The organism is Ensifer sp. GW823-FHT05D09, assembly GCF_058795755.1.
Window position 1 is genome coordinate 171,176 of record NZ_JBXAIA010000012.1, and the last position, 22,413, is coordinate 193,588.

At 61.8% G+C, this 22,413-nt stretch carries 22 protein-coding genes; 16 read left to right on the forward strand and 6 right to left on the reverse strand.

Features of this window, described 5'->3' with window-relative positions:
* Nucleotides 1-145 precede the first annotated feature (145 nt).
* The 13 genes from AC1Q80_RS27350 to AC1Q80_RS27410 all read left to right on the forward strand — a co-directional run bounded on the left by AC1Q80_RS27350 (nucleotide 146) and on the right by AC1Q80_RS27410 (nucleotide 13,483).
* Nucleotides 146-1,159 (forward strand): dimethylarginine dimethylaminohydrolase family protein, encoded by a 1,014-nt coding sequence (locus AC1Q80_RS27350; RefSeq protein ID WP_492362466.1) that lies wholly within the window; start codon nucleotides 146-148, stop codon nucleotides 1,157-1,159.
* 12 nt (nucleotides 1,160-1,171) lie between these two features.
* The gene (locus AC1Q80_RS27355) at nucleotides 1,172-2,248 is read left to right on the forward strand and encodes an ABC transporter ATP-binding protein (protein ID WP_173422345.1); all 1,077 of its coding nucleotides are present in this window, start codon (nucleotides 1,172-1,174) and stop codon (nucleotides 2,246-2,248) included.
* Between the two features lie 43 nt (nucleotides 2,249-2,291).
* Nucleotides 2,292-3,401 (forward strand): ABC transporter substrate-binding protein, encoded by a 1,110-nt coding sequence (locus AC1Q80_RS27360; protein ID WP_492362467.1) that lies wholly within the window; start codon nucleotides 2,292-2,294, stop codon nucleotides 3,399-3,401.
* A 49-nt stretch (nucleotides 3,402-3,450) separates the two neighbouring features.
* Complete coding sequence (locus tag AC1Q80_RS27365) at nucleotides 3,451-4,260, forward strand: ABC transporter permease (RefSeq protein WP_492362468.1); 810 nt, start codon at nucleotides 3,451-3,453, stop codon at nucleotides 4,258-4,260.
* 3 nt (nucleotides 4,261-4,263) lie between these two features.
* Nucleotides 4,264-5,046 (forward strand): ABC transporter permease, encoded by a 783-nt coding sequence (locus tag AC1Q80_RS27370; RefSeq protein ID WP_492362469.1) that lies wholly within the window; start codon nucleotides 4,264-4,266, stop codon nucleotides 5,044-5,046.
* Between the two features lie 184 nt (nucleotides 5,047-5,230).
* A complete protein-coding gene (locus AC1Q80_RS27375; protein WP_492362470.1) occupies nucleotides 5,231-6,367 on the forward strand; it encodes an ABC transporter ATP-binding protein in 1,137 nt (378 codons plus the stop codon).
* Nucleotides 6,364-7,281 (forward strand): ABC transporter permease, encoded by a 918-nt coding sequence (locus AC1Q80_RS27380; protein ID WP_492362471.1) that lies wholly within the window; start codon nucleotides 6,364-6,366, stop codon nucleotides 7,279-7,281. The genes AC1Q80_RS27375 and AC1Q80_RS27380 overlap by 4 nt, the downstream gene beginning before the upstream one ends.
* Before the next feature lie 12 nt (nucleotides 7,282-7,293).
* Nucleotides 7,294-8,130, forward strand: a complete 837-nt coding sequence (locus AC1Q80_RS27385; protein ID WP_492362472.1) for an ABC transporter permease — start codon at nucleotides 7,294-7,296, stop codon at nucleotides 8,128-8,130.
* 38 nt (nucleotides 8,131-8,168) lie between these two features.
* Nucleotides 8,169-9,194 carry an extracellular solute-binding protein gene (locus tag AC1Q80_RS27390; protein WP_492362473.1) on the forward strand — a complete coding sequence of 342 codons (1,026 nt, stop codon included), beginning with the start codon at nucleotides 8,169-8,171 and terminating at the stop codon, nucleotides 9,192-9,194.
* 60 nt (nucleotides 9,195-9,254) lie between these two features.
* The gene (locus AC1Q80_RS27395) at nucleotides 9,255-10,658 is read left to right on the forward strand and encodes an aminotransferase (protein ID WP_492362474.1); all 1,404 of its coding nucleotides are present in this window, start codon (nucleotides 9,255-9,257) and stop codon (nucleotides 10,656-10,658) included.
* 28 nt (nucleotides 10,659-10,686) lie between these two features.
* Nucleotides 10,687-11,565, forward strand: a complete 879-nt coding sequence (aguB, locus tag AC1Q80_RS27400) for an N-carbamoylputrescine amidase (RefSeq protein ID WP_492362475.1) — start codon at nucleotides 10,687-10,689, stop codon at nucleotides 11,563-11,565.
* Nucleotides 11,566-11,645: 80 nt separating this feature from the next.
* Nucleotides 11,646-12,665 carry an agmatine deiminase family protein gene (locus AC1Q80_RS27405; protein ID WP_492362476.1) on the forward strand — a complete coding sequence of 340 codons (1,020 nt, stop codon included), beginning with the start codon at nucleotides 11,646-11,648 and terminating at the stop codon, nucleotides 12,663-12,665.
* 59 nt (nucleotides 12,666-12,724) lie between these two features.
* Nucleotides 12,725-13,483, forward strand: coding sequence for a helix-turn-helix transcriptional regulator (locus AC1Q80_RS27410; protein WP_492362477.1), 759 nt, complete (start codon nucleotides 12,725-12,727; stop codon nucleotides 13,481-13,483).
* Nucleotides 13,484-13,544: 61 nt separating this feature from the next.
* Here AC1Q80_RS27410 and AC1Q80_RS27415 read toward each other — a convergent pair whose 3' ends face one another.
* Together AC1Q80_RS27415 and AC1Q80_RS27420 are read right to left on the reverse strand one after the other, a co-directional pair.
* Nucleotides 13,545-15,248 carry an amidohydrolase gene (locus AC1Q80_RS27415; RefSeq protein ID WP_492362478.1) on the reverse strand — a complete coding sequence of 568 codons (1,704 nt, stop codon included), beginning with the start codon at nucleotides 15,246-15,248 and terminating at the stop codon, nucleotides 13,545-13,547.
* A gap of 52 nt (nucleotides 15,249-15,300) precedes the next feature.
* Nucleotides 15,301-16,800, reverse strand: coding sequence for an aldehyde dehydrogenase family protein (locus tag AC1Q80_RS27420; protein WP_492362479.1), 1,500 nt, complete (start codon nucleotides 16,798-16,800; stop codon nucleotides 15,301-15,303).
* A gap of 138 nt (nucleotides 16,801-16,938) precedes the next feature.
* On the opposite strand from AC1Q80_RS27420, the gene AC1Q80_RS27425 reads away from it, so the two are divergent.
* A complete protein-coding gene (locus tag AC1Q80_RS27425; RefSeq protein ID WP_492362480.1) occupies nucleotides 16,939-18,174 on the forward strand; it encodes a Zn-dependent hydrolase in 1,236 nt (411 codons plus the stop codon).
* Between the two features lie 191 nt (nucleotides 18,175-18,365).
* Complete coding sequence (locus tag AC1Q80_RS27430; protein ID WP_492362481.1) at nucleotides 18,366-18,581, forward strand: hypothetical protein; 216 nt, start codon at nucleotides 18,366-18,368, stop codon at nucleotides 18,579-18,581.
* A gap of 132 nt (nucleotides 18,582-18,713) precedes the next feature.
* Here the strand turns inward: AC1Q80_RS27430 and AC1Q80_RS27435 are convergent, their stop codons facing one another.
* The 3 genes from AC1Q80_RS27435 to yghU all read right to left on the reverse strand — a co-directional run bounded on the left by AC1Q80_RS27435 (nucleotide 18,714) and on the right by yghU (nucleotide 21,047).
* Nucleotides 18,714-19,367 carry a glutathione S-transferase family protein gene (locus tag AC1Q80_RS27435; protein WP_173422333.1) on the reverse strand — a complete coding sequence of 218 codons (654 nt, stop codon included), beginning with the start codon at nucleotides 19,365-19,367 and terminating at the stop codon, nucleotides 18,714-18,716.
* A gap of 377 nt (nucleotides 19,368-19,744) precedes the next feature.
* Nucleotides 19,745-20,122 (reverse strand): hypothetical protein, encoded by a 378-nt coding sequence (locus AC1Q80_RS27440; protein WP_173422332.1) that lies wholly within the window; start codon nucleotides 20,120-20,122, stop codon nucleotides 19,745-19,747.
* A 10-nt stretch (nucleotides 20,123-20,132) separates the two neighbouring features.
* Nucleotides 20,133-21,047, reverse strand: coding sequence for a glutathione-dependent disulfide-bond oxidoreductase (gene yghU / locus AC1Q80_RS27445; RefSeq protein WP_492362482.1), 915 nt, complete (start codon nucleotides 21,045-21,047; stop codon nucleotides 20,133-20,135).
* 607 nt (nucleotides 21,048-21,654) lie between these two features.
* Between yghU and AC1Q80_RS27450 the strand changes: the two genes are divergently transcribed.
* On the forward strand, nucleotides 21,655-21,819 hold the full coding sequence (locus AC1Q80_RS27450) for a hypothetical protein (protein ID WP_492362483.1): 165 nt from the start codon (nucleotides 21,655-21,657) through the stop codon (nucleotides 21,817-21,819).
* Between the two features lie 59 nt (nucleotides 21,820-21,878).
* Here the strand turns inward: AC1Q80_RS27450 and AC1Q80_RS27455 are convergent.
* Nucleotides 21,879-22,413: porin (locus AC1Q80_RS27455; RefSeq protein WP_492362484.1), on the reverse strand; the 535-nt coding region annotated here is incomplete at its 5' end.

Sequence of the window (22,413 nt, forward strand, 5' to 3'; positions counted from 1 at the left end):
TCCAACAATCAGTTTGAGAAAAACTCAAGTTGAGGAGGAAATGTATTCGTTATGGATGAGAAAAGCTATCCAATATGATCCGCTCATATACAAGGCCCGGCCGCCCGCAAGGAGGCTCGGACGCAGGCAGCAAAGGGGAATGAATGTGAGTGCGATCCCACCGAAAAAGCGAGATCTCTATTCGGCGACCATCAAGTATTTCGGCTCCGAGCCGGAACCGGCCTTCGAGGCGCCGGAGCGCTTGAGCGCCCTTTGGGGCCGGAACTGGGGATGCGACAACGATGTGGGCACCCTGCGGTCCGTGTTGATGCACCGTCCTGGCGACGAATTCTCGATTATCGATCGCACCAAGACGATTGCCGAGACGGGTACATACGGCGATCTCGACGCGGGATGGTACTGGCAGAGCGACGTCATTCCGCAACTCGCCGAGCTCCAGGCACAGCACGACGCGCTTACCGACCTCTTGCGCCGGGAGGGCGTGGAGGTGGTCATGGTCGAGGGGGTCGACGGTTCGCGCTTCAAGTCCGTCTACACGCGTGATTCCTGCATTGCGATCAAGGGCGGTGCGATCGTGCCGCGGCTGGCGCCGCGCATGCGCCATGGCGAAGAACTGCCCGTGACCCGCACGCTTGCGAAACTCGGTATGCCGGTGCTGCGCACTCTGCACGGAAAGGCCATGGCCGAAGGCGGAAGTTTTGCCTGGCTCAACAGCAAGACCGCCGTCATCGGCCGTGGCATTCGCATCAATGACGACGGCATCGCGCAGATCGCCGAGGTTCTGCGTTATCAAGGCGTCGAGCTCATCGTCGTCGATCTCTGCGGCTATGATATTCATATCGACGGCCACTTTCTGATGATTGACGTCGATCTTGCTCTGGTGTGGGCGCGGGGGCTACCGTTCAGCTTCCTTGAAAGGCTGAAGACGCTCGGAATCCGCACCATCGAGATGAACGAGGACGACAATCCGTGGATCGTCAATGGATTGGCGATTGCGCCAGGTCGCGTGATCATGCCACGGGGCCTTTCGGACCGCACCCGAGAGGCGCTCGGCCGAAATCATGTCGCCGTTCTCGAGATCGACTATGACAAAGTCCAGTTGAACGGCGGCGGTATTCATTGCTCGACGAGCCCGCTTATTCGCGATCGCGTCGATTGAGGTTGGTCATACATGGTCGTCCATCTTGCCATCATGAACGCACGCAAGTGCTTCGGAGCGTTCGAGGCGCTGAGGCGTGTCTCGCTCGACATCGAGAAGGGTGAGTTTCTCACCTTTCTCGGGCCGTCCGGCTCGGGGAAATCCACTTTGCTGAATGCAATTGCCGGTTTCGAGCCGCTGACAGGGGGGCGCATCCTCAAGGACGGTGACGATATCGGTCCATTGCCGCCGGACAAGCGAAATTTTGGCATGGTCTTTCAAGGCTATGCGCTGTTTCCGCATCTGAGCGTGGCCGACAACATCGCCTTCTCCCTGAAGGTGCGCGGCTTTTCGCGCGACGAGCGGGAACGACGCGTCAACAGGATGATCGATCTCGTCGGGCTCAACGGCCATGGGCACAAACGGCCGTCGGCTCTTTCTGGCGGGCAGCAACAGCGTTGCGCGCTTGCCCGGGCGCTGGTGTTCGAACCGGAACTGCTGTTGCTCGACGAGCCGCTGTCGGCGCTGGACAAGAACCTGCGCGAGCAGTTGCAGGACGAACTGGTCTCCATTCATCGCAGGACCGGGACAACCTTTCTGTTCGTGACCCATGACCAAAGCGAGGCGATGGCGATGTCCGACCGGATCGCCATCTTCAACAGAGGCGCGATCGAGCAGATCGGTCGACCGGACGAGCTTTACGATCGGCCGAATTCGAGATTTGTGGCGGAATTTCTCGGCACGATGAACGTCATTCCGCTGGGCGATCAGCCGGCCGCGGCCGGAAAGGTGTGCCACGCCGGGTTTGGTCTGGATGCGGATCACGAGACTATCTCTCGATCTGCCGCAAACGGGAGTGCCGTGCTGGCGATCCGGCCGGAACGATTGACGCTGCATCGCGATCGACCGGCAGCCGACAGCAACGTCTTGCCGTTCCGGGTCGATGCCCTGGTCTTTCAGGGATCCTGTGTCGTCGTGAAGGGGAGCGCGCCCAAACAATTGGCGCTCACCTTGACCGTCCCGCGCGGCGGTTTCAACGAGGACCTCGCCGTCGGGCAGGACCGTTGGGTGTCCTGGAACAGGAGCGACGCCAGACTTCTGCACGATTGACGGTAACCGATAACCAAAAACCTAAAAACAAAGGGGAATAGCCATGAACAGCAACCTGACGAACGAATGCCTCGATCTCCTGCACACGCAACACGCGACAGGCAGGATCGACCGCCGCACCTTTCTTGCCGGGCTCGTCCTTCTCGGCGCCGCCTCAACGATCGGCGGCAAGTTCGCCCGGGCGGCCGAGAAGCAACTGGTCGTGACGAACTGGGGCGGCGACGCGGTCGACGCATTCGAAAAGGCGCTGACGAGCAGCTATGCAAGCGAGTACGCCGTGGAGGTCAAGATCAACGGCTCCGGCCCGACGAAGGGTGCAATGAAGGCGCAGTTCGAGAGCGGCGCCGTCAGCTGGGACGTGTGCGACGCCGACCCCGGCGCCACCAAGTCGCTCGGCGAACTCGGCATGGTCGAGCCGATCGACTACACCGTCGTCGAGCGCGATGCGGTCCAGCCGGGGTTCGCCTATGAATTCAGCGTGGCGAACTATTTCCTGAGCTATGTGATTGCCTACGACGCCAAGAAATTTGGCGACAATCCGCCCACGTCCTGGGCCGACTTCTGGGACGTGGAAAAGTTTCCGGGCAAGCGCTCGCTCTACAAGTGGATGTCTGGGTGCATGGAGGCGGCGCTCCTGGCCGATGGCGTGCCTGCCGACAAGCTCTATCCGCTGGATGAGGACCGCGCGATCCGCAAGCTCGAGGCGCTCAAGCCGCATGTGCTCAGCTACTGGGATTCAGGCGCGGAAAGTCAGCAGTTGATGCGCGATGGCGAGGTGTCCATGGCGCTGATGTGGCACACCCGCGCCAACCTCGTCGAGCAGGATACCGGCGGCGACGTGCGCTGGACCTACGCGCAAGGGATCCTCGCGCCATCGGGATGGGCTGTCATCAAGGGGAACCCGTCGGGAACTGCCGCAGCGATGGATTTCATCCGCTATTGCCAGGAGCCTCAGCGCCAGGTCGAACTGTTGCGGGCGCTGGGTTGCGGCGCGGCAAACCCCAAGGCCCATGACCTGGTGCCGGCGGACCTCAAGGCGCTCGACTGCAGTTCGGCCGAGAACATGGCGCGGCAAGTGCTCATGGACATGGACTGGTATGCGGCGCGCTCCGACGCGGCACTAGACAAGTATCTGGCGATGATCGCGTCCTAGTGCCATGGCGACCGTTTCGAAACCACCTTCCTCGCCGATCGGTATGCAGATGATGCTCTGGGCACTGCCGGCGCTGCTTGTGCTGGCATATGTCCTTCCCTTTGCGGGCGTGGCGCTCTGGAGCGTCACGCGGCCTGCTCCCGGCATGGAGAACTATATCCGCGTCTTCGCCAGCGCGGATTTGCGCATGATCCTCTACCGGACCCTGTTCATCTGCGGCGCGAGCACGATCATCACCGCGCCGCTTGCCTACATCCTTGCGTACTACTGGGTGATGGGCCGGACGCTGACCAGCCGGGTCATGGAGATCTGCATCTTCCTTCCGTTCTGGATCTCGGTGCTCGTCAGGGCCTTCGGCTGGGTGGTGATCCTGCGAAACAACGGGCTGGCCAGCGCCTTGGCCAGCCATCTGGGGCTGCCGGCCGAGATGCTCGCGACAGGCAGGAGCGCAACGTCGGTCGTCATCGGCATGGTGCATTTCATGGTGCCGTTCGCGGTTTTGCCGATGGCTTCGGTGATGCGCAAGATCGACCGGCGCGTGCTTCTCGCCGCCAACGGGTTGGGTGCCGCGCCGCGATACGTTTTCTGGCGTGTCTTCCTGCCCATGTCCATGCCAGGCATATACTCGGCGCTCGCCGTCACCTTCATCCTCTCGCTCGGCTTTTTCGTCACGCCGATGGTTCTCGGCGGCGGCCGGGTCACGATGATCGCGGAAGCGGTTTTCGTGCAGATGTTCCAGACGGCCAACTGGGGGCTTGGTTCAGCACTCGGTATAGTCCTGCTCCTTTTCGTCGTCGCCGTGCTGTGGCTGGTCCAGCGTGTCGTCAAACTCGATCCATCCGTCACGCGGCAGGAGTGAACAATGCTTGGAAGATCACGTATGGGTGTCCTTCTGGCGGCAGCGATCGGGCTTTTCCTCCTCCTCCCGCTGGTAGCGGTGGTGCCGTTCTCCTTCACTGCGAAACGGTTTCTTTCGCTGCCGGATGGAGACTATTCGCTGCGCCACTACCGCGCGCTCCTGGACGCCGACACCTGGCTTGCCAGCATCGGCACCAGCGCGCTGATTGCGATCCTGTCGAGCATCGTCGCGACGCTGCTTGCCACCGCGTTCGCGCTTGGCGTCTGGCTGCTGCGGCCAAGACTTGCAAAGGTCCTGACCGGGCTGGTGCTGCTGCCAATCATCGTGCCGCCGGTCACTTCGGCCGTCTCGATCTACTTCCTTCTGGCCCAGATCGGCTTGCTGGATACGATTGCGGGCGTGATCATAGGCCATGTCGTGGTGACGGTGCCTTTCGCGGTCGTCGCCATCATGACCGCGCTGAACAGAATGGACCGAACGCTGGATCAGGCGGCACGCATTCTGGGCGCCGATCCCTTTCAGTCGATTTTTCTGGTTATCCTGCCCAACATACGCTTCGGCCTCTTCACCGCCTGGTTCATCAGCCTCGTGATGTCCTGGGAGGAGAGTTCCGTCACCCTCTTCATCAGCGGCGTCAACGTCACGACATTGCCAAAGAGGATGTGGGACAATCTCCGCCTCGACCTCGATCCGGCGATCGCGGCGATTTCCGTGCTGATGACCGTGATGACGGCCCTGGTGATCATCCTGCGCGGCAGGCGGCAGCAAAGCGAAGCGCAGGCATAGACGCTTCGTTCCGACGGTGCCCGCGGGTCGAAGAATCCGCGGGCCGATACCCCCTAAGGGTGACTTAACGCAACTCGGCCATGTCCTCATACTCCTTGAAAAGACGGGAAGTTTCAGTCCCGAACAAGGGGAACATCAGATGCGGACAAGTGCCAGCCTATCGATTTCGCGCTCAAGCGAACGCATGCAAGGTTCAACGGAAAAGTCCAGGTTTCGCGACGCGCGACAGGACACGATCGCCGCGGAAGTGAAGGGGCTCTCGAAAGTCTACAACGCCGGCAGCGCACGGCCCTACGAAGCGCTCAAGAATTTCCATCTGTCGATCCACGCCAACGAGTTCTTCACCCTGCTTGGCCCCTCCGGCTGTGGCAAGACAACGCTTCTGCGCATCCTCGGCGGCTTCGAAACCTTGAGCGCGGGGACCTGCACCATCTTCGGCCAGGATGTCAGCCGGCTGCCGCCGGAAGCCCGGCCGGTCAATACCGTGTTTCAGCAATATGCGCTTTTCCCGCATATGACCGTTCGGCGCAACATCGCCTTCGGGCTGGAAATGCTCGGCATTGCGCGGGCCGAAACCGAACGCACGGTCGAGCGCATGCTCGAGCTTGTGCACATGACCGAATATGCCGATCGCAAACCCGACACCATGTCCGGCGGCCAGCGGCAGCGCGTTGCTCTTGCCCGGGCGCTCGCGCCTCGGCCGAAGCTGCTTTTGCTCGACGAGCCGCTATCGGCGTTGGATCTGAAGCTCCGACAGAAGATGCGGCTCGAGCTGAAGGCGCTGCAACGGGAAACCGGCATCACCTTCATCTTCGTGACCCACGACCAGGAAGAAGCGCTGGCAATGAGCGACAGGATAGCCGTCATCGACCAGGGACGATTGCAGCAAGTCGGCACGCCCGAGGAGATCTACGAACATCCCGAAAGCCGTTTCGTCGCGGACTTCATCGGCGAAAGCAACCTTCTCGATGCACGGGTTTCGGGGCTCAGTGGCGGCGAGGCAACCTTGACCGTCGAGGGCTTCGCCGACATCCGCACGTCGGTCGAGTGGCCGCTTGTGGTCGGCCAGATCGTATCCCTGTCCATTCGTCCTGAACGTTTGGTCATGCGCGAGGCCGGCAAGGAAGCGTGCAGCGGCACGGCGCGGGTCGTTGCCCGGACCTATCTCGGCAACGCGGTCGAGTATCACCTCATGGCCGGGAGCCAGACGCTGACCGCAAGAGCGCCGCGCGGTGGATTGCGCGGCCTGCTGGATTTCGCGCCCGGCGACGAAGTCGGGGTGGGTTTCGAACCGGGCTCGATCAAGGTGCTGCTGTCATGAGCGCCCGGCAACTTTCCCTTTCCTCGCGCGTCTCGCCGCGCATTGCCGATCTCGGCCTGCTCGGTCCGGCCATCGCGGTCATTTTGCTCTTCATGGTCGCGCCGATGGCGATCATGTTCGTCTACTCCTTCCTGCAGGCAGCTCCCTACGGCGGCGTCGAGTGGACGTTCACCACCGATGCCTACACGTCGATCCTGTTCGAGCGGGATTTTCTCGACGACAGTCTGACCTTCACGCCCGACTACCTCATCATCGTTGCGCGCTCGGTCTGTCAGGCAGGCCTTGCAACGCTGCTCTGCCTCGTCATCAGCGTGCCGACCGCCTACTACATCGCCACCCGGCCTGAGCGGCAGAAGAACATCTGGCTGGTGCTGATCACCATTCCCTACTGGGTCAACCTGCTGATCCGCACCATCGCGCTCCTCTTTGTCCTGCGAGGAGATGGTCCGATAAACGCCGTCCTGATGCAATTCGGGATCATCAGCGAAGCATTGCCCTTGAGCTACAACGGTTTTGCGGTCTGCCTCGGGCTCATCTATTCCTTCCTGCCCTTCATGGTGTTGCCGCTCTACTCGGCCTTCGAGCGTTTCGATTTCCGGCTGCTGGAAGCGGCCTACGACCTCTATGCAAGTCGTCGCATCGCCTTCTTTCGCATCGTGCTGCCGGTCATGCGGCCGGGGCTCGTCGCCGGCAGCCTCCTCGTCTTCATTCCCTCGATCGGCTCCTATCTGGCGCCCGACATTCTCGGCGGCGGCAAGACCCTGATGATCGGCAACTTGATCGGCACCCAGTTCCAGAGCGCGCGCAACTGGCCGTTCGGCGCGGCGCTGTCGATGATCCTGCTGACGCTCACGCTCCTTGTGCTCCTGTGGCTTGCCCGTCGGGCCGGGCAGCAGAAGTCCGATTGCCGCTAGGGAGAGCAACAGATGTCCAACGTAGCTTCGTCAGCCATGAAAACCGTCAAAGCCACAGCACGCATCGGCGACATCCGCGCCTTCGCCGGCTTCAGTGCCGTCTCGGTCGGCTGCCTGATTTTCCTCTATGCGCCGATCGTCTTTCTGGCCGCCTATTCCTTCAACGACGGCCGCTCGGTGAGCCGCTGGAGCGGTTTCTCGTTCCGCTGGTATGCGACCGTATTCGGCAATGAGAACATCCAGACCGCGGCGCTGAATTCCGTGATCATCGCGGTCATCGCCGCGACTGTGTCAACGCTGCTGGCGCTTGGCGCCGCCGTGGCCACCGTCAATCGCCGAGCGTCCGGTGGAGAGGCAGCCTATGTGGTGTTGACCTTCCCGCTGATGGTGCCGGAAATCGTCACGGCCGTCGCCTCGCTGGTCTTCTTCGTGGCCATCGGCATCAGCCTCGGTTTCGTCACCATTCTGGTGGCGCACATCGTCTTCTGTATCCCCTTCGCCTATCTGCCGATCAAGGCGCGGCTGGAGGGGCTGGATGCGAGCTTGCCGGCGGCGGCGGCAGATCTCTATGCCTCGCCGGCGCGCGCTTTCGCCCGCATCACCCTGCCGCTGCTGGTGCCGGGACTGCTTTCGGGATGGCTGCTCGCCTTCATCATCTCGCTCGACGATTTCATCATCACCGCGCTGGTAGCGGGACCGGGCGCGACCACCTTGCCGCTCCACATTTACGGGATGCTGCGGCTCGGCATGACGCCGGAGGTCAACGCCATCTCGACGCTGATGCTGGGGGCCTCCACCGTTCTCGTTCTCGTCTCCGCCCTTATCGGCAAGATCGGCCACAAGCATTGACCACCGCCTGACAACAAACAACAAAGGGGAACGTTCGCATGAAGAAGCTCATTCTGTCCGCTGCATTGCTTGCCGGCGCGGCCACCCATCCGGCTTTCGCCGCCGGCGACCTCTTCATCTACACCTGGGGCGAATACACGCCAACGGAAATGGTCGCCAAATTCGAGAAGACCTACGACGTCAAGGTTCACATCGACACCTATGATTCGATGGAGACCATGCTCGCAAAGCTGAAATCGGGCGCGGGCGGCTATGACGTCATCGTGCCCGGGCATGACACGATGACGATCCTGGTGCGCGAGGGGCTGCTGGAGCCGATCAATGTTTCGCAGATGGAGAACTACAAACATGTCGACGAGACATGGCGGGACGTGTTCTGGGATCCGGGCCGCGTCTATTCCGCGCCCTGGGCCTGGGGCTCCACCGGCTTCGTCATCGACAGCGCCGTTGTCGACGGCGCCGATCATTCGCTGAAGACGCTGTTCGAGCCCGCCGACGCGGTCAAGGGCAAGATCAACATGCTGCGCGACGTCAACGACGTGATCAACATGGCCTTGCGCTATCTCGGCAAGCCGCGCTGCAACGACAACCCCGAAGATCTGAAGGCTGTGCTCGATCTCCTGACGACGCAGAAGGCCTTCGTGAAGAGCTACAATTCCGAAACCAAGGAGCTGCTTGCCTCGGGCGAGGCCATCGTCTCAATGAGCTGGAACGGCTATGCGATGCGGGCTCGCGACGAGAAGCCGACGCTGGAATACATCTATCCGAAGGAAGGTTATACCGGCTGGATGGACAATGTCGCCGTGCCGAAGGGCGCGAAGAACCTCGAAAATGCCAAGCTTTGGGTCAACTTCATCATGGCGCCGGAAAATGCCGCGATGATCACCAACTACGCCCGCTATTCGAACGGCATCAAGGGGTCCGAGGCCTTCGTCGACAAGGCGCTGGCGGGTGCGCCCGAACTCAATCCACCTGCCGACGCACCGACGCCGGAATTTCTGACCGCCTGCTCGCCTGCGGTGACCAAGCTCTACGACCGCGTCTGGACCAAGCTCTTGCGCTGAGCCCATCGCGACAAAAAACCTGACGCGGCTCGGCCGTGTCAAACCTCCCGGAGAAAGAAGATGACGATCCAGCACAACCTTGGTGCCAGCGAAAGCGCGCGCCTCAACAGCCGTTCCGCGTGGGAAATGGACCGCGACCATGTCCTTCATCCCTATACCGATTTCACGACCTTTGCCGCGACTGGCAGCCAGGTGATCGAAAAAGCAGAAGGCGTGTTCGTCACCGACAGCACCGGGCAACGCTTCCTCGACGGCATCGCCGGCTTGTGGTGCGTCAACATTGGCCATGGCCGGCGGGAGATGGCCGATGCCATCGCCCGTCAGGTGCTGGACATGGAATATTACAACCCCTTCGGCGCCTCGACGAATGTTCCGGCAGCCGAGCTGGCTGCCCGGCTGGCGGACCTTTCGCCAGGCAGCCTCAACCATGTCTATTACACCTGCGGCGGCTCGACGGCCAACGATGCGGCCATTCGCATCGTTCACTACTACTTCGCCATGCGAGGGCAACCGGGCAAGCGCAAGATCATATCGCGAAACAACGCCTACCACGGTGCAACCTATGTGGCGGCCGGTCTCACCGGCATCCACGGCACCAAATACGGCTTCTCCCAGGTGGGCGAGGATTTCATCCACCATATCTCTGCCGCGGACTGCTACGCCAAACCCACCGATATGACCGAGGAAGCCTATTGCGATTTTCTGGTGAAGGAGTTCGAGACCAGGATCGAACAGCTCGGCCCGCAGAATGTCGCCGCCTTCATTGCCGAGCCGATCATGGGAGCGGGCGGCGTTCTGGTGGCACCGAAGGGATACCACCGCGCGATGCAGGCGGTCTGCCGACGCCACGATATCGTCTACATCGCCGACGAGGTGGTGACCGCCTTCGGTCGCCTGGGCGAATGGTTTGCCTCTGACGCGATCTACGAGACACAGCCGGACATCCTCGTTTCCGCCAAGGGCATTACTTCGGGCTATATCCCGCTCGGCGCGACGCTGATTTCCGACGAGATCCATGCGGTTATCAGCCGTCCGCAATGTGAGGGCGGCGTGTTTTCGATGGGGCTGACCTATTCCGGCCACCCGGTTGCCTGCACGGCGGCGCTCACCAACATCGCGATCATGGAGCGCGAGCAGTTGTTGCCTCATGCGGCGCGGGTCGGCGCCCACCTGCAGCAGAAGGCGCGCCTTCTCTTGAAGCACGACATCGTCGGTGACGTGCGCGGCCGCGGCCTCATGCTCGGTATCGATTTCGTCGCCGACAAGGCAACGCGCCAGCCGCTGCCAGCCCATGAAAAGGTTACGGAAAAGGTCTTCAAGGGCTGTGTCGAACGCGGCGTTATCGTTCGGCCGGTCGGCAATCGCATCATCCTGTCGCCTCCCCTGATCATCACGGAAAACCAGTGCGACGAGATCGTTGAAGCCATCTCCGCTTCCGTGGCGGACTTCATGGCTGCGCGTTGAAACGGCGCAAACGGCGAAGGACAATCGAATGAGCAAAGTCACTGTCGCGGCGACCCAGATGGCCTGCAGCTGGGATGTCGATGAAAACATTCAAAAGGCAGAGGAGCTGATCCGGCTCGCGCACGAGGATGGTGCGCGCATCATCCTGCTGCAGGAGCTTTTCCAGACGCCCTACTTCTGCCTGGAGCAGAACCTCGCGCATCTGGAGCTATCCGCATCACTCGGCGAGGATCGGGCGATCAGGCATTTCCGTGCCGTGGCAAGAGAACTGGAGGTCGTGCTGCCGATCTCCTATTACGAGAAGGCCGGCCCGGTTCAGTACAATTCGCTCGCCGTCATCGACGCCGACGGCGAGGTCCTCTGGAACTACCGCAAGTCCCACATTCCTCAAGCGCCGGGTTACGAGGAGAAATTCTACTTCAGCCCAGGAGATACCGGCCTGCGGGCGATCGATACGCGCTATGCCCGCATCGGCTGCGGCATCTGCTGGGATCAATGGTTTCCTGAAACGGCCCGTCTGCTCGCGCTCGACGGAGCCGAACTGATGTTCTTTCCGACTGCGATCGGCAGCGAGCCAAACAGCCTCGACCTCGACAGCTCGGGCCATTGGCAGCGCACGATGCAGGGGCATGCGGCGGCCAACATGGTGCCGCTCATCGCGTCGAACCGGGTGGGCACCGAAACGGATGGCCAGACCACCAGCACGTTTTATGGCAGCTCCTTCATCGCCGACCACACCGGCCTGATCGTCGCGGAAGCCAATCGCGTCGACGAAACCTTCCTGCTTGCGACGTTCGATCTCGACGATGTCAGGCGCTACCGCCGCTCATGGGGCGTGTTTCGCGATCGCCGCCCGGATCTCTACGGGCCGATCCTGACACTGGATGGGAAGGCGCGCCGAGGCTGAGTGAAACCGCAATCCGTATTCGACAGCACCAGCGGCCCGACGCCGTTTGCAATAGCCAAGAAGTGCCTTAGGCAGAAAGAATGAACATGCCCAATCAGACACCGAGACAAGCCGGCTTCAGCATGCCGGCGGAATGGGAACCGCACAAGCGGACCTGGATGATGTGGCCGGGTCGCCGCGGCGTCTGGGACGATATCGAGGCGACGCGGCGCGACTATGCCGCTGTCGCTCACGCCATTCGCGAGTTTGAACCTGTTACCATGGCCGTGCGGCCAGCAGATATCGCCGGTGCAAGAGCGCTGCTCGATCCGTCGATCGACATCGTCGAAACAGAGATCGATGACAGCTGGGCTCGCGACGCCGGCCCGTGCTTCCTGACCTCGGCCGATGGCGGCAAGGCTGCAACGCGGTTCCGCTTCAACGCCTGGGGCGGCAAGTATCACCCGTATGATGCGGATGCCCGCTTCTCCGAAACCGTCGTCGATCAGGCGGGCGTGACCGGCTTCGTCTCCAATCTGGTTGCCGAAGGCGGTGGCGTCAGCGTTGACGGGCAGGGCACCATCATCACCACGGAGACCTGCTTTCCCAATCGCAATCGGAATCCGGATTGGACCCGCGACGAGATCGAGCGCGAGCTTTTGGAGATGCTCGGAGGCGAGAAGGTCATCTGGCTCCCGGGCAACCCGCTCGAAGACGAGACCGACGGCCATACGGACGGCATTGCCGTCTTTGTCGCGCCGGGCGTCGTGCTGATGGAAAGCCCTGGCGAAGAGGAGTCGCCCTGGAACGACTATATCCGCCTGAATTATGAGGCGATGCAGGGGCAGACCGACGCCAAGGGCCGGCCGATCAGGATCGTTACCGTGCCCGAGGCCGTGGATGCACCCTCGACCCATCCGAAGTTTTGCCGCTCCTACGTCAATTCCTACATCGTCAACGGCGGCGTGATCATGCCGGCCTACGGCGTTGCGTCGGACACGACCGTCCGGCGGATGCTGCAGTCGCTGTTCCCTGACCGGCGGATCCGCGAAGTGCGGATCGATTCGATTGCGATCGGCGGCGGTGGCATTCACTGCATCACCCAGCAGGAGCCGCTTTGACAAAACGGATGTGGTCGGCAAGGTAGCTTTGCGACGAGGCTTTCAGGAGTGGGGTGCAGATGACGGGAATTCCTTTCGAACATGTGCAGCCCCTCTCACAAGCGGTCGCAGCGCTTGGCGGACCGGATTTTCCCGACGCCCTGCGCCAGCTTTGCCTGGGCGCATGTGGCTTCGACAGCCTGTACATTTCGGTGTTTTCGACCGACCGGCCGCCGGTCCAGCTCTATAGCGATCTCGACGCGGAGGCCACGCGCTGCACCGTCGCGCCCTATCTCAGCTTTGCCTACCTGCTCGATCCTTTCTATGGCCTCTTTGCCAGCGAACCGCGGGACCGTGTCGTCAGCCTCGACGAGTGCGCGCCCGATGATTTCAGGGAGAGCGAATATTACCGGATCTTTTACGCGGAAACCGGCTTGCGGGACGAGATCGCTATCCTCGTCGGGGCGGGCCCGAAGACGAGCATTGCGCTTTCTATCGGCCTGCGGCGAGAGGATCGCCATGCGGATCCTTCCGGTAGGACATCGCTTGACGCACTGCTGCCGGTGATATCAGCCCTTTGCCGCAAGCATTGGCCCGAGGCCTGCCATGTTGAGCCGGCCGATGTTCAGGAGCCGGTCGTCGACCGGCTTGCGAGCATGCCGGTCAGCGTCCGCGAGGCAGAGGTCATCAGGCTGATGCTCAAGGGACATTCGACCAAGAGCATCGCGCGGCATCTCGGCAACAGCCCGGAGACCGTCAAGGTTCACCGCAAGCGCATCTATTCCAAGCTCAAGATATCGTCGCAGGGTGAGTTGTTTTCGTTGTTGTTCGGGCAGTAACGGCGATGGCGCGCCGGTCGAGGGCGCGCCAGATCTCCGATCCCCGTTCGTTCGTGGCGTGTCAGTTTGACGCGAACAATCCGTCCGCGTCATAGACCGGCTTACCCTGCAGCAGCGTCGCCTTGACCTTGGTCTCGCCGATCTCATTGACGGGAATGTCGAAGATGTCTTTGTCGAGTATGACGAGATCGGCGTATTTCCCGACCTCGAGCGTTCCGGTGCGGTCGTCCTGGTTCAGGAGCCGGGCCGGATTGACGGTCATCCATTTGACCGCGGTGCGCACGTCCGCCGCACCTTCCTTCGGGCGTTCGAGCGCCGCCTCGATCTTGACCAGCGGCGAAAGCTCATCGGCATCGAAGTCACTGCTCATCACGACGGTCGCGCCACTCTTTTCCAGGCTCGCCGCCGGCATCATGCGATCGGCGCGCTTGCCGAGGAACTGGCGGATGAAGGCGATGTAATCGGGATCGAGCGAGCTTGGCGCCAACTGAAAATCCGCAACAGTTCCCGTGTCGCGAAAGCGGTGATAGTCCGCCGGGTCGAGCAGGTAGAGGTGCGTGAGGCGATGTGGTCCCGGCTTCTTATCCGCCTGATCGATGGCGTCGAGCGCCAGGCGCGCGCCACGGTCGCCCGTCACGTGGAAATGCAGCTTGAAGCCGATATCGGCGAGGGCTCGGGCGTAATCATTCAAAACCGGTGTTTCGAAATAGAGGAAGCCTGAGTTGAAGCCGTGATCGATGCCCGGTCCGTTCAGATACGGCTGCAGCACCGCACCGGTGCGCTGCTCAAGAATGCCGTCGACATAGAGCTTGGCCTGGTTGAACTTCAAAAGCCGGTCCGGATCGTTGCTGTAGAGCTTCGCAAGCTTCTTGACCTGTTCGTCGAAAGGCAGATCCGGGTAGACGTAGAGGGCGTTGAACGCCCGCACCGTCAGCGTCCCGTTTTTCTCGGCTGTCTCCCACGCCTTCACATGGCCCTGGGGCCAGAACCCGCCGGCGTCGCTGACTGTGGTAATGCCGTTCTCGGCGAAGGTCTTCAGCGTTGGCAGCATGCTTTCATAGGCAAATTCTTCGTTTTCGGGCGTATCGGGAAGCGCCAGATTGCGCAGCTTCTGCTGGGCATTCTCGAGCACGATGCCGTTGGGTTTGCCGTTTGCATTGCGCAGGATGATGCCACCGGGCGGGTTTCCTTCGAGCGTGTCATAGCCGACCGCCTCAAGGGCCTTGCTGTTGGCCCAGGCGGCATGTCCGATGTCGTCGAGGATAAGGGCCGGCCTGTCGGGCACGAGCTCGTCCAGCACGGCCACCGGGTTATCCGTCTGGTCGAGAAGATGCGGCATGCCCACGCCCGAACCAAGCACCCACTCGCCCTCCGTCTCGGCGTCGCAGGCCTCGATCGCCTCTCGGGTCTGCTTCAATGTCGCGAAGGGCTCAAACTCGCAGAGGATCTCGTTGACGCCCGCCTCGACGAGATGGACGTGGGCATCCTGGAAACCGGGCAGAACGGCCTTGCCGCCGAGATCGATCACGCGAGCATCCGGTCCGGCCTGGGCCAGCACATCGGCTTCCGTGCCGACGGAGACGATCATGCCTTTGGCGTCGATCGCCAGAGCATCCGCTTCGCCCCCGTCCTGCGCCATCGTGTGGATCGCCGCGTTCCGGATGACGGTAATGTCGTCTGCCGCATAAGCCGGGGCGGGCGCATACGTCGTCAGAAGCGCGATCGCCGCAGCACCTCCTGCCTTGCCGATTGACGTTTTCATCATGGTCTCCTGCTCACGGCGGTCTTGGTCATTCACTTGCACAAATAGGTCAGAGTCAGTCGAGCGTCACCCAAACGGATTTGCTATGGGTCGAATCCACCAGCGCGTCGAGGCATTTGTCGCGGCCGTGGCCGGAAAGTTTCCATCCGCTCCATGGCTGGCTCATGTCACCATTCATGTAGCCATTGATCCAGACCATGCCGCATTCCAGATCGCGCGCGACCCGATGAGCAGCGCCCAGATTTGTCGTCCAGATCCCGGCGGCAAGTCCGTAAGGGTTGTCGTTGGCAATCGCCACCGCGTGTTCCGGCCCGTCATGGACAATGATGGCGCCGACGGGGCCGAAGACCTCGTTGCGGGCGATCGACATGTCGTTGTCGACCCCGGTAAAGAGTGTCGGCTCCACGAAGGCTGATGCCTCGGGAAACCGCCCGGACGCACCTCCAAGGATGCAACGGCCGCCTTCATCAATGGCCTTCGCGATATGTCCGACAACGCGCTCTTGATGCGTCTTGCTGACGAGCGGCCCCATTGTCGTTGCCGGATCCAGCGGATCTCCGGGCCGGTAGCGGGCAAGGGCCTCCTGCCGCAGCAGTTCGGTGAATTCCTCCTCCAGCGGCCGTGCGACCAGGATCCGGGTTCCGGCCGAGCAAACTTCGCCCTGATTGCCGAACAGGCCATCGGCGACCGTGGCTGCGACTTTCGCCAGGTTTTCGACGTCACCAAGGATGATCTGCGGCGATTTTCCGCCGAGTTCCGCTGAGACCGCCTTGAGATTGGAGTCGGCGGCGTATCGATACATCTGCCTCCCCACGGCCGTGGACCCGGTGAACGCGATCTTGGCGACATCGTGCGAGAGGGCCAGCGCCTTGCCGGCGACCGCGCCCGGGCCCGGGACGACATTGAAGACGCCATCGGGGCCGCCCGCCTCCAGAAACAATCGCCCGAGCATCAGCGCACTCAGGGACGCGTCTTCGGCGGGCTTCAGCACCACGCTGTTTCCAGCCGCCAGCGCCGGCGCAACCTTCCACACGGCCATCATCAAGGGATAGTTCCATGGGGTGATGCAGCCGACGACACCGAGTGGCTGTCGCAGGATGTAATGCAGCGAACCGTCGTTGGTCACGGGGCAGGTGCCGCCGATTTTATCCAGTCCCTCGGCCATGAACCTCATGGTCAGGATGCTGGCGGGAACGTCGATGCTGCACATTTCCGAGATGGGTTTTCCCATCTCGAGCGTGTCCAGCACGGCGAGGGTCTCGCGATGTTCGCCGAGAAGTTCGGCAAACCTGGTGAGGATGTCGACGCGGCGTCGCAGCGGCATCTTCGACCAGACACCGTCCCTGAAACGTCTGGCGGCCACATTCGCCGCCAGATCCACATCATCCGCGCCTCCGCAAGCGATATCGGCGATGTGCTCGCCGGTTGCCGGGTTGATGGAAGCAAGCGTCGCGCCGCTCGTCGCATGACGAAACTTGCCGTCGATCAGCAGCCGCGTTTCCGGCCTGACGGCACGCGCGACCGCGTTCCAGTTTATGTCTGCCTTCATATCCATCTGCTGCTCCCGAGGGTCTCTGTCCGATCAGCCATCCTATGTGCGGCTCGACTGGGCCATCGAGTCCCCCATGCGGGGGACTGGCAGCCCATGCGCGGAAGGGCGATGTGAAAACGAACGAGGCAGGGAGGACAGCGGATGCAGCACCGCATCGACGGCGAGCGGCTATGGGCAAGGCTTCTGGCGATGGCGCAAATTGGCCCGATTCCAGGTGATGGCAGCTGCCGGCTGACCTTGTCTGATGAAGATGAGGCGGGCCGCGCCCTGCTTGTCTCCTGGTGCGCGGCACGAGGGTTCGCCTTGCGGCGAGATGCGATCGGCAATCTGTTCTTCCGCCGACAAGGGCGCGATGCCGACGCGTCCCCTGTTCTCGTCGGCAGCCACCTCGACACCCAGCCGACCGGCGGGCGTTTCGACGGCGTTCTTGGCGTGCTGGCCGGGCTCGAGGTTCTCGAGACGTTTGCGGATCTCGGCCTTGAGACCGAGAGGTCGGTGGACCTTTGTGTCTGGACCAACGAAGAAGGCAGCCGCTTTCAGCCGGCGATGATGGGGTCGGGCGTTGCCTGCGGCATCCTCCCCCTTGAGCAGGCCCTTGCCGCAAGCGATGCGGACGGCGTCCGTGTCGCGGACGAGCTCGTTCGCCACGGCTATGACCGCGAGCCGGCACCGGATGTCGGCTTGGCCGACTGCTATCTCGAACTGCACATCGAGCAGGGGCCCATCCTTGAAAACATCGGCAAGACCATCGGCGTCGTAACCGGCGGGCAGGGGATCCGCTGGTACGAGATCGCGCTGCATGGCGAAGAAACCCATGCCGGGCCGGTTCCAATGGCGCTGAGGAAAGACCCGGTGCCGCTGCTCGCGCGAATGATCGACCTTGTCCATGCAATCGGCGGGCGCGATCCGCAGGCGCGGTGTACCATTGGGCAGGTCCGAACACATCCCGGGTCCATCAATGTCGTGCCGGGCCGCATCGAGATGACCGTCGACCTGCGGCATCCCGACGAGGCCGAGTTGGACGCCATGCATGATGCCTTGATGCGTGGCTGCAGAGACCTGGCATCCACCCACCCGTCCATAGGGCTGGACGTTCAGCTTCGCTGGCATTCGCCCGTCGTTCGGTTCGATCCGAGCCTCGCAAAGCTGGTCAGACAGAGCGCCGAACGCATGGGCATCGCCGCCCACGAAATGGTGTCCGGGGCGGGCCACGACGCCTTTCATCTGGCGCGACGGGTGCCAACGGTCATGATCTTTGTCCCCTGCCGGGATGGCGTCAGCCACAATCCGCGCGAATACGCCTCACCGGAGCATGTCGCCGCCGGGGCGAACGTCCTTCTGTCTGTCGTCCTGGAGAGGGCCATGTCTCGCGGATGAGCCACTCGAATTTCCGCCGGGCCCGTGCAATGCCCCGTGCGAAGTACGTGCCGTCGCAGTCACTGTTTTAGCAAGAGTTTTCGAGTCCATTCTTGTCGGCCGATTGCCCATATCGGAACGGTACAGGCCGGTCCGTTTGGGAAGATTGATCGCGACCTCTTTGTCGGTGCGTGAGCTTACAATGGCTATGATTGCGAACAGGCCGTCATCGGCTACGAATTCAGACACCGCTGCAACGATGTCTGGTCGCTCCGCCAAACGCGAAATATATCTCGGTCGACGATTCCTACGGGACGTTCTTCTATAACGGCTATGTCGAGACGGGCGGGGTGATCGACCACACGACGATCATCGGCATCGACTACGAGTGGTTCCGCAACGACGATGCACCCACATCATTGTCATGAAGGACGGGGCCGTCGTCGCGCAAGGCGCGCCGAAAGACATCAGGGCAGGGGGTGAGGACACAGGTCTGCGATCGGCTGCGGCCTGCGGGCCGCCTTGGCGTTGGATGCCCGCTTCCGGTAAAGAACGGTTCTTTAGCCGTCTGTCGATGCGGCGCTGAAAACGGCCAATTGAGCGTCGAAAGCACGACGGTAGGCGGGCCGCGCCTGGCCGCGGGCGATATAGGCGGAAAGGTTCGGATAATCGTTCAGCAGGCCTGATCCCTCCAACCTGCGCAGGACGGTCACCATAAGGAGATCGCCGGCGCTGAACGCGCCGTCGAGCCAGTCGGCATCGCCAAGTCGGAACGACAGTTCGCCCAGTCGTTTACGGATGCGTTCCTCGACGGCAGGCAGGCGCTCCTCATACCATGTCTTCTCACTCTCCAGATATCTGGCGACTTCGCGCTCGACGATGGGCGGCTCCATTGTGCTGAGCGCGGCGAACATCCATGCGATTGCGCGCGACCGGGCATTCGCATCATCCGGCAGCAGGCCCGGATGGCGCTCGGCGATATGGAAGACGATGGCCCCCGACTCGAACAGGGCAAGGTCGCCTTCTTCATAGGTCGGGATCTGCCCGAAAGGCTGAAGCACTGTATGGGCAGGCTCCTTCAGCGCATCGAACGAAACAAGACGGACATCGTATGACTGGCCCGTTTCCTCGAGCGCCCAGCGAACACGCATGTCACGCGCCATCCCCCTGCCGCGATCGGGTGACCGTTCAAAAGCGGTAATAGTGATCGTCATTGTTGTTCTCCATGGCTTGTCAGTCTTGAAGACGACTGGCGACATGGGATTCCGACACGCCGCCGAGTGATGATTTCGCTCGCGCTGAATCCAATCGATCTCGCAGCAACTGTAACATTGGTCTTCTTGTTTGACGGGCGCGGCGGCTTCCCCGGCTTTTCCGCAGAGAAGTTCCTGGGGGCGAGCCAAAGATGAGCACCACCGACCAGAGACACGCCCGTCTTGGACGTACCGACAACTTGGCAGCAGCCTGCCAGTTTCGCAGCGCTCCCCACAAGTCAGATCCCTGGAAGGAGCAACCATCGCCGTTTGCAAGCGAGTGGCCGGTTCGCCCAAGGGACCTGTGCGGCGGCGCGCACAGGTTGGGAGTCGTTGCGTCAGACTTCGAAGATGTCCTCGAAGGATTCAGGGAAGCTCTGCCGGGCGACGCGTTCGTTGATGACGAGCAGGGCTTCGTAGGACACCGGATCGAAATCCTTCTCCACGGCCATGACCTCGCGACCGAAGAGGAGATTGAGCCGGGCGGCGTCAAGATTGCCGCGCTCGAACGGTTCGGCGCCGAAATGGTGCCAAAGGGCGTGGAGGAATGCCGCATCGATGCGGTGCGCTCCCGAGCCCGGCCGGGCGTGGCGGGGCAAAGCCTTGATCGGCGTTGCCCCTTTGGGATTGGCGCGGCGGATAACGAATTGTATGCCTGTGCCTGGCATGGCGTAGGGAAAACCCCGGTGTTTCGTCATATCAGGCAGCTTCGCCATTCGTTTCTCCTTACGCTGTCTCGTTTTGGTTGATCTTGTCCTGCGTCTTCGTGTCGAAGTCGGAGGCGTCGTGGCGTTCGTGCAACTGCTCGGACAGATCGCCGCTCAGGCGGTTGACCATGCGGCCGCGCTTGACTGCAGGTCGGGCGGCGATTTCCGCCGTCCAGCGCTGGACGTTGCTGTAGCTCTGGACATCGAGGAACGTGCCGGCGTCGCCATAGGCCTGATTGAGTGCCAGGTTGCCGTACCAGGGCCAGATGGCCATATCGGCGATCGTGTATTCCTTGCCGGCCATGAACTGATTGCCTTCGAGGTGGCGATCGAGCACGTCGAGCTGGCGCTTCACCTCCATCGCGTAACGATCGATGGCGTATTTGATCTGCATCGGTGCATAGGCATAGAAATGGCCAAAACCGCCGCCGAGGAAAGGGGCGGAGCCCATCTGCCAGAACAGCCAGTTGAAGGTTTCCGTGCGGGCGCGAAGCTCGGCCGGAAGGAACGCACCGAATTTCTCCGCGAGATAGAGCAGGATGGACGCAGATTCGAACACGCGAACCGGCGCGCCGCCGCCCTTCGGGGCATGGTCAAACAGCGCCGGGATCTTGGAGTTGGGATTGATTTCGACGAAATCGGAACCGAACTGGTCACCATCGCCGATGCGGATCGGCCAGGCATCGTATTCTGCTTCAGAATGGCCGGCCGCCAGCAACTCTTCCAGCATGATCGTCACTTTCACGCCATTGGGAGTGGCAAGTGAATAGAGCTGAAGCGGATGCCTGCCGACGGGCAGCGCCTTTTCGTGCGTGGAGCCGGCGATCGGGCGGTTGATACTGGCGAATGCGCCGCCGTTGCCTTTGTCCCAGGTCCAGACCTTGGGGAGTTCATAGCCGGCGGGAAAATTATCGGCCGGGGATTTCTCGCTCATAAAATCTATCCTTGTCGTTGCCAGAACACATCCGAGCTACCCGGTGTGACGTCGCTCAATATAGGTTGGCGCTCGGTCTTCACCAGCTCCCGCCACCTGCCGATATGGTGGATTTTTGAACAAAAGGTGTCCACGATGCAATGGCTGAGGGAACGTCGAGATGGCAACGCGGTCAGCCTGGTGCCGTGCTACCGGTTGAGCGATGCCGACGCAACCTTCCGCAACGATCCAGTTCCGCGTTTTCTCTTGACTGGATACCGAGCATTGTCGGCGCTTTCTCAAACAGCGACGTGAACACGGCAACGTTTGGATGGGGTCGCGGAAGCGGCCGACAACGAGAGTACGGGCCGATCCTTGTCGATGGGATCGTCCCACTTCGGGTATATCTGTCAGCGAAAGGCGCAAGTCATGGGACCGACAGGCAGCATCTATGGTGCAGGGTGACCCGGCTCCTCACATCCATCAAGCGACCCTGACGGGCATGTTGCTGACCAAGCGATTGCTTCTCAAATGAACGTGGCGAGCTTTCGCGTTCTGTCGCGCGCAAACGCTGCAATGTGGGAACCTGTGTGTCGCGCATGCGTGGGCCGATGAAGGCGCGCGGCAGTTGCGTGATGATATCACCGAGAACGAGGGTTGCCTGCGTCTGCTGCACTGGCAGGGCGCGGCGATCAGTGGCGAGAGGTTTGCGGCTGATCCGGACGGCGCTCAGCGCTTCGTCATGGCTCGCCGCGATAAACCAGCTTCGGTTCGTTTGTCCAAAAAACTGTGATGTCCAGGAAGCCCGCGGCAATCTCTCGCCGCGGGCCATGCACTCAAGCCGAGTTTGGCTTAGAAGTTGCGCTGCAGGCGGACGAAGCCCTTGACCTCGTCGTTCGAGCCACCGCCAACGGTGTCGGTGTCTTCGTACTGAACCGACACGCGGGTCGCGAGACCTTCGGTGATCGCGTAGTCGAGGGTCAGACCAGCGCGCCACTTGTCGAGGCCGCTGTCGAAAGTGTTGCCGGTGCGCAGATCGCTCCAGTACTGAGCACCGGGGGTGATCTTCAGCTTGTCGGTTGCCTTGAAGGCGTACGACGCAGCAACGGTCCACTCGGAAGCATTCCAGTAGGCGTTCGGGTCGGAAGCCCAGATACCAGCGAGCTGGAAGGTGCCCGGACCGAGGTCTGCCGAAAGCAGAGCGCGGATCGCGCCTTCTTCAACTTCGGTGTCGAAGCCGCCGAGCAGGTCGAACGATACGCCGCCGACCGAAGCCGAAACGATACCTGCAACGCCAATGCCGTTAGCCTTGGTGGTAGCAGCTTCGAGTTCGTCGATGGAGATACCAGCCTGGAACGAGCCACCGTCATAGAGGTAGGCGATCGAA

Excerpts from the sequence above, each read along its gene's own strand:
- AC1Q80_RS27375 (WP_492362470.1), top strand. The coding sequence starts at position 5,231 with ATGCAAGGTTCAACGGAAAAGTCCAGGTTTCGCGACGCGCGACAGGAC.
- AC1Q80_RS27385 (WP_492362472.1), top strand. The coding sequence starts at position 7,294 with ATGTCCAACGTAGCTTCGTCAGCCATGAAAACCGTCAAAGCCACAGCA.
- aguB (WP_492362475.1), top strand. The coding sequence starts at position 10,687 with ATGAGCAAAGTCACTGTCGCGGCGACCCAGATGGCCTGCAGCTGGGAT.
- AC1Q80_RS27390 (WP_492362473.1), top strand. The coding sequence starts at position 8,169 with ATGAAGAAGCTCATTCTGTCCGCTGCATTGCTTGCCGGCGCGGCCACC.
- AC1Q80_RS27425 (WP_492362480.1), top strand. The coding sequence starts at position 16,939 with ATGCAGCACCGCATCGACGGCGAGCGGCTATGGGCAAGGCTTCTGGCG.
- AC1Q80_RS27360 (WP_492362467.1), top strand. The coding sequence starts at position 2,292 with ATGAACAGCAACCTGACGAACGAATGCCTCGATCTCCTGCACACGCAA.
- AC1Q80_RS27405 (WP_492362476.1), top strand. The coding sequence starts at position 11,646 with ATGAACATGCCCAATCAGACACCGAGACAAGCCGGCTTCAGCATGCCG.
- AC1Q80_RS27420 (WP_492362479.1), bottom strand. The coding sequence starts at position 16,800 with ATGGATATGAAGGCAGACATAAACTGGAACGCGGTCGCGCGTGCCGTC.
- AC1Q80_RS27355 (WP_173422345.1), top strand. The coding sequence starts at position 1,172 with ATGGTCGTCCATCTTGCCATCATGAACGCACGCAAGTGCTTCGGAGCG.
- AC1Q80_RS27440 (WP_173422332.1), bottom strand. The coding sequence starts at position 20,122 with ATGGCGAAGCTGCCTGATATGACGAAACACCGGGGTTTTCCCTACGCC.
- AC1Q80_RS27415 (WP_492362478.1), bottom strand. The coding sequence starts at position 15,248 with ATGATGAAAACGTCAATCGGCAAGGCAGGAGGTGCTGCGGCGATCGCG.
- AC1Q80_RS27365 (WP_492362468.1), top strand. The coding sequence starts at position 3,451 with ATGATGCTCTGGGCACTGCCGGCGCTGCTTGTGCTGGCATATGTCCTT.
- AC1Q80_RS27380 (WP_492362471.1), top strand. The coding sequence starts at position 6,364 with ATGAGCGCCCGGCAACTTTCCCTTTCCTCGCGCGTCTCGCCGCGCATT.
- yghU (WP_492362482.1), bottom strand. The coding sequence starts at position 21,047 with ATGAGCGAGAAATCCCCGGCCGATAATTTTCCCGCCGGCTATGAACTC.
- AC1Q80_RS27395 (WP_492362474.1), top strand. The coding sequence starts at position 9,255 with ATGACGATCCAGCACAACCTTGGTGCCAGCGAAAGCGCGCGCCTCAAC.
- AC1Q80_RS27410 (WP_492362477.1), top strand. The coding sequence starts at position 12,725 with ATGACGGGAATTCCTTTCGAACATGTGCAGCCCCTCTCACAAGCGGTC.
- AC1Q80_RS27370 (WP_492362469.1), top strand. The coding sequence starts at position 4,264 with ATGCTTGGAAGATCACGTATGGGTGTCCTTCTGGCGGCAGCGATCGGG.
- AC1Q80_RS27435 (WP_173422333.1), bottom strand. The coding sequence starts at position 19,367 with ATGACGATCACTATTACCGCTTTTGAACGGTCACCCGATCGCGGCAGG.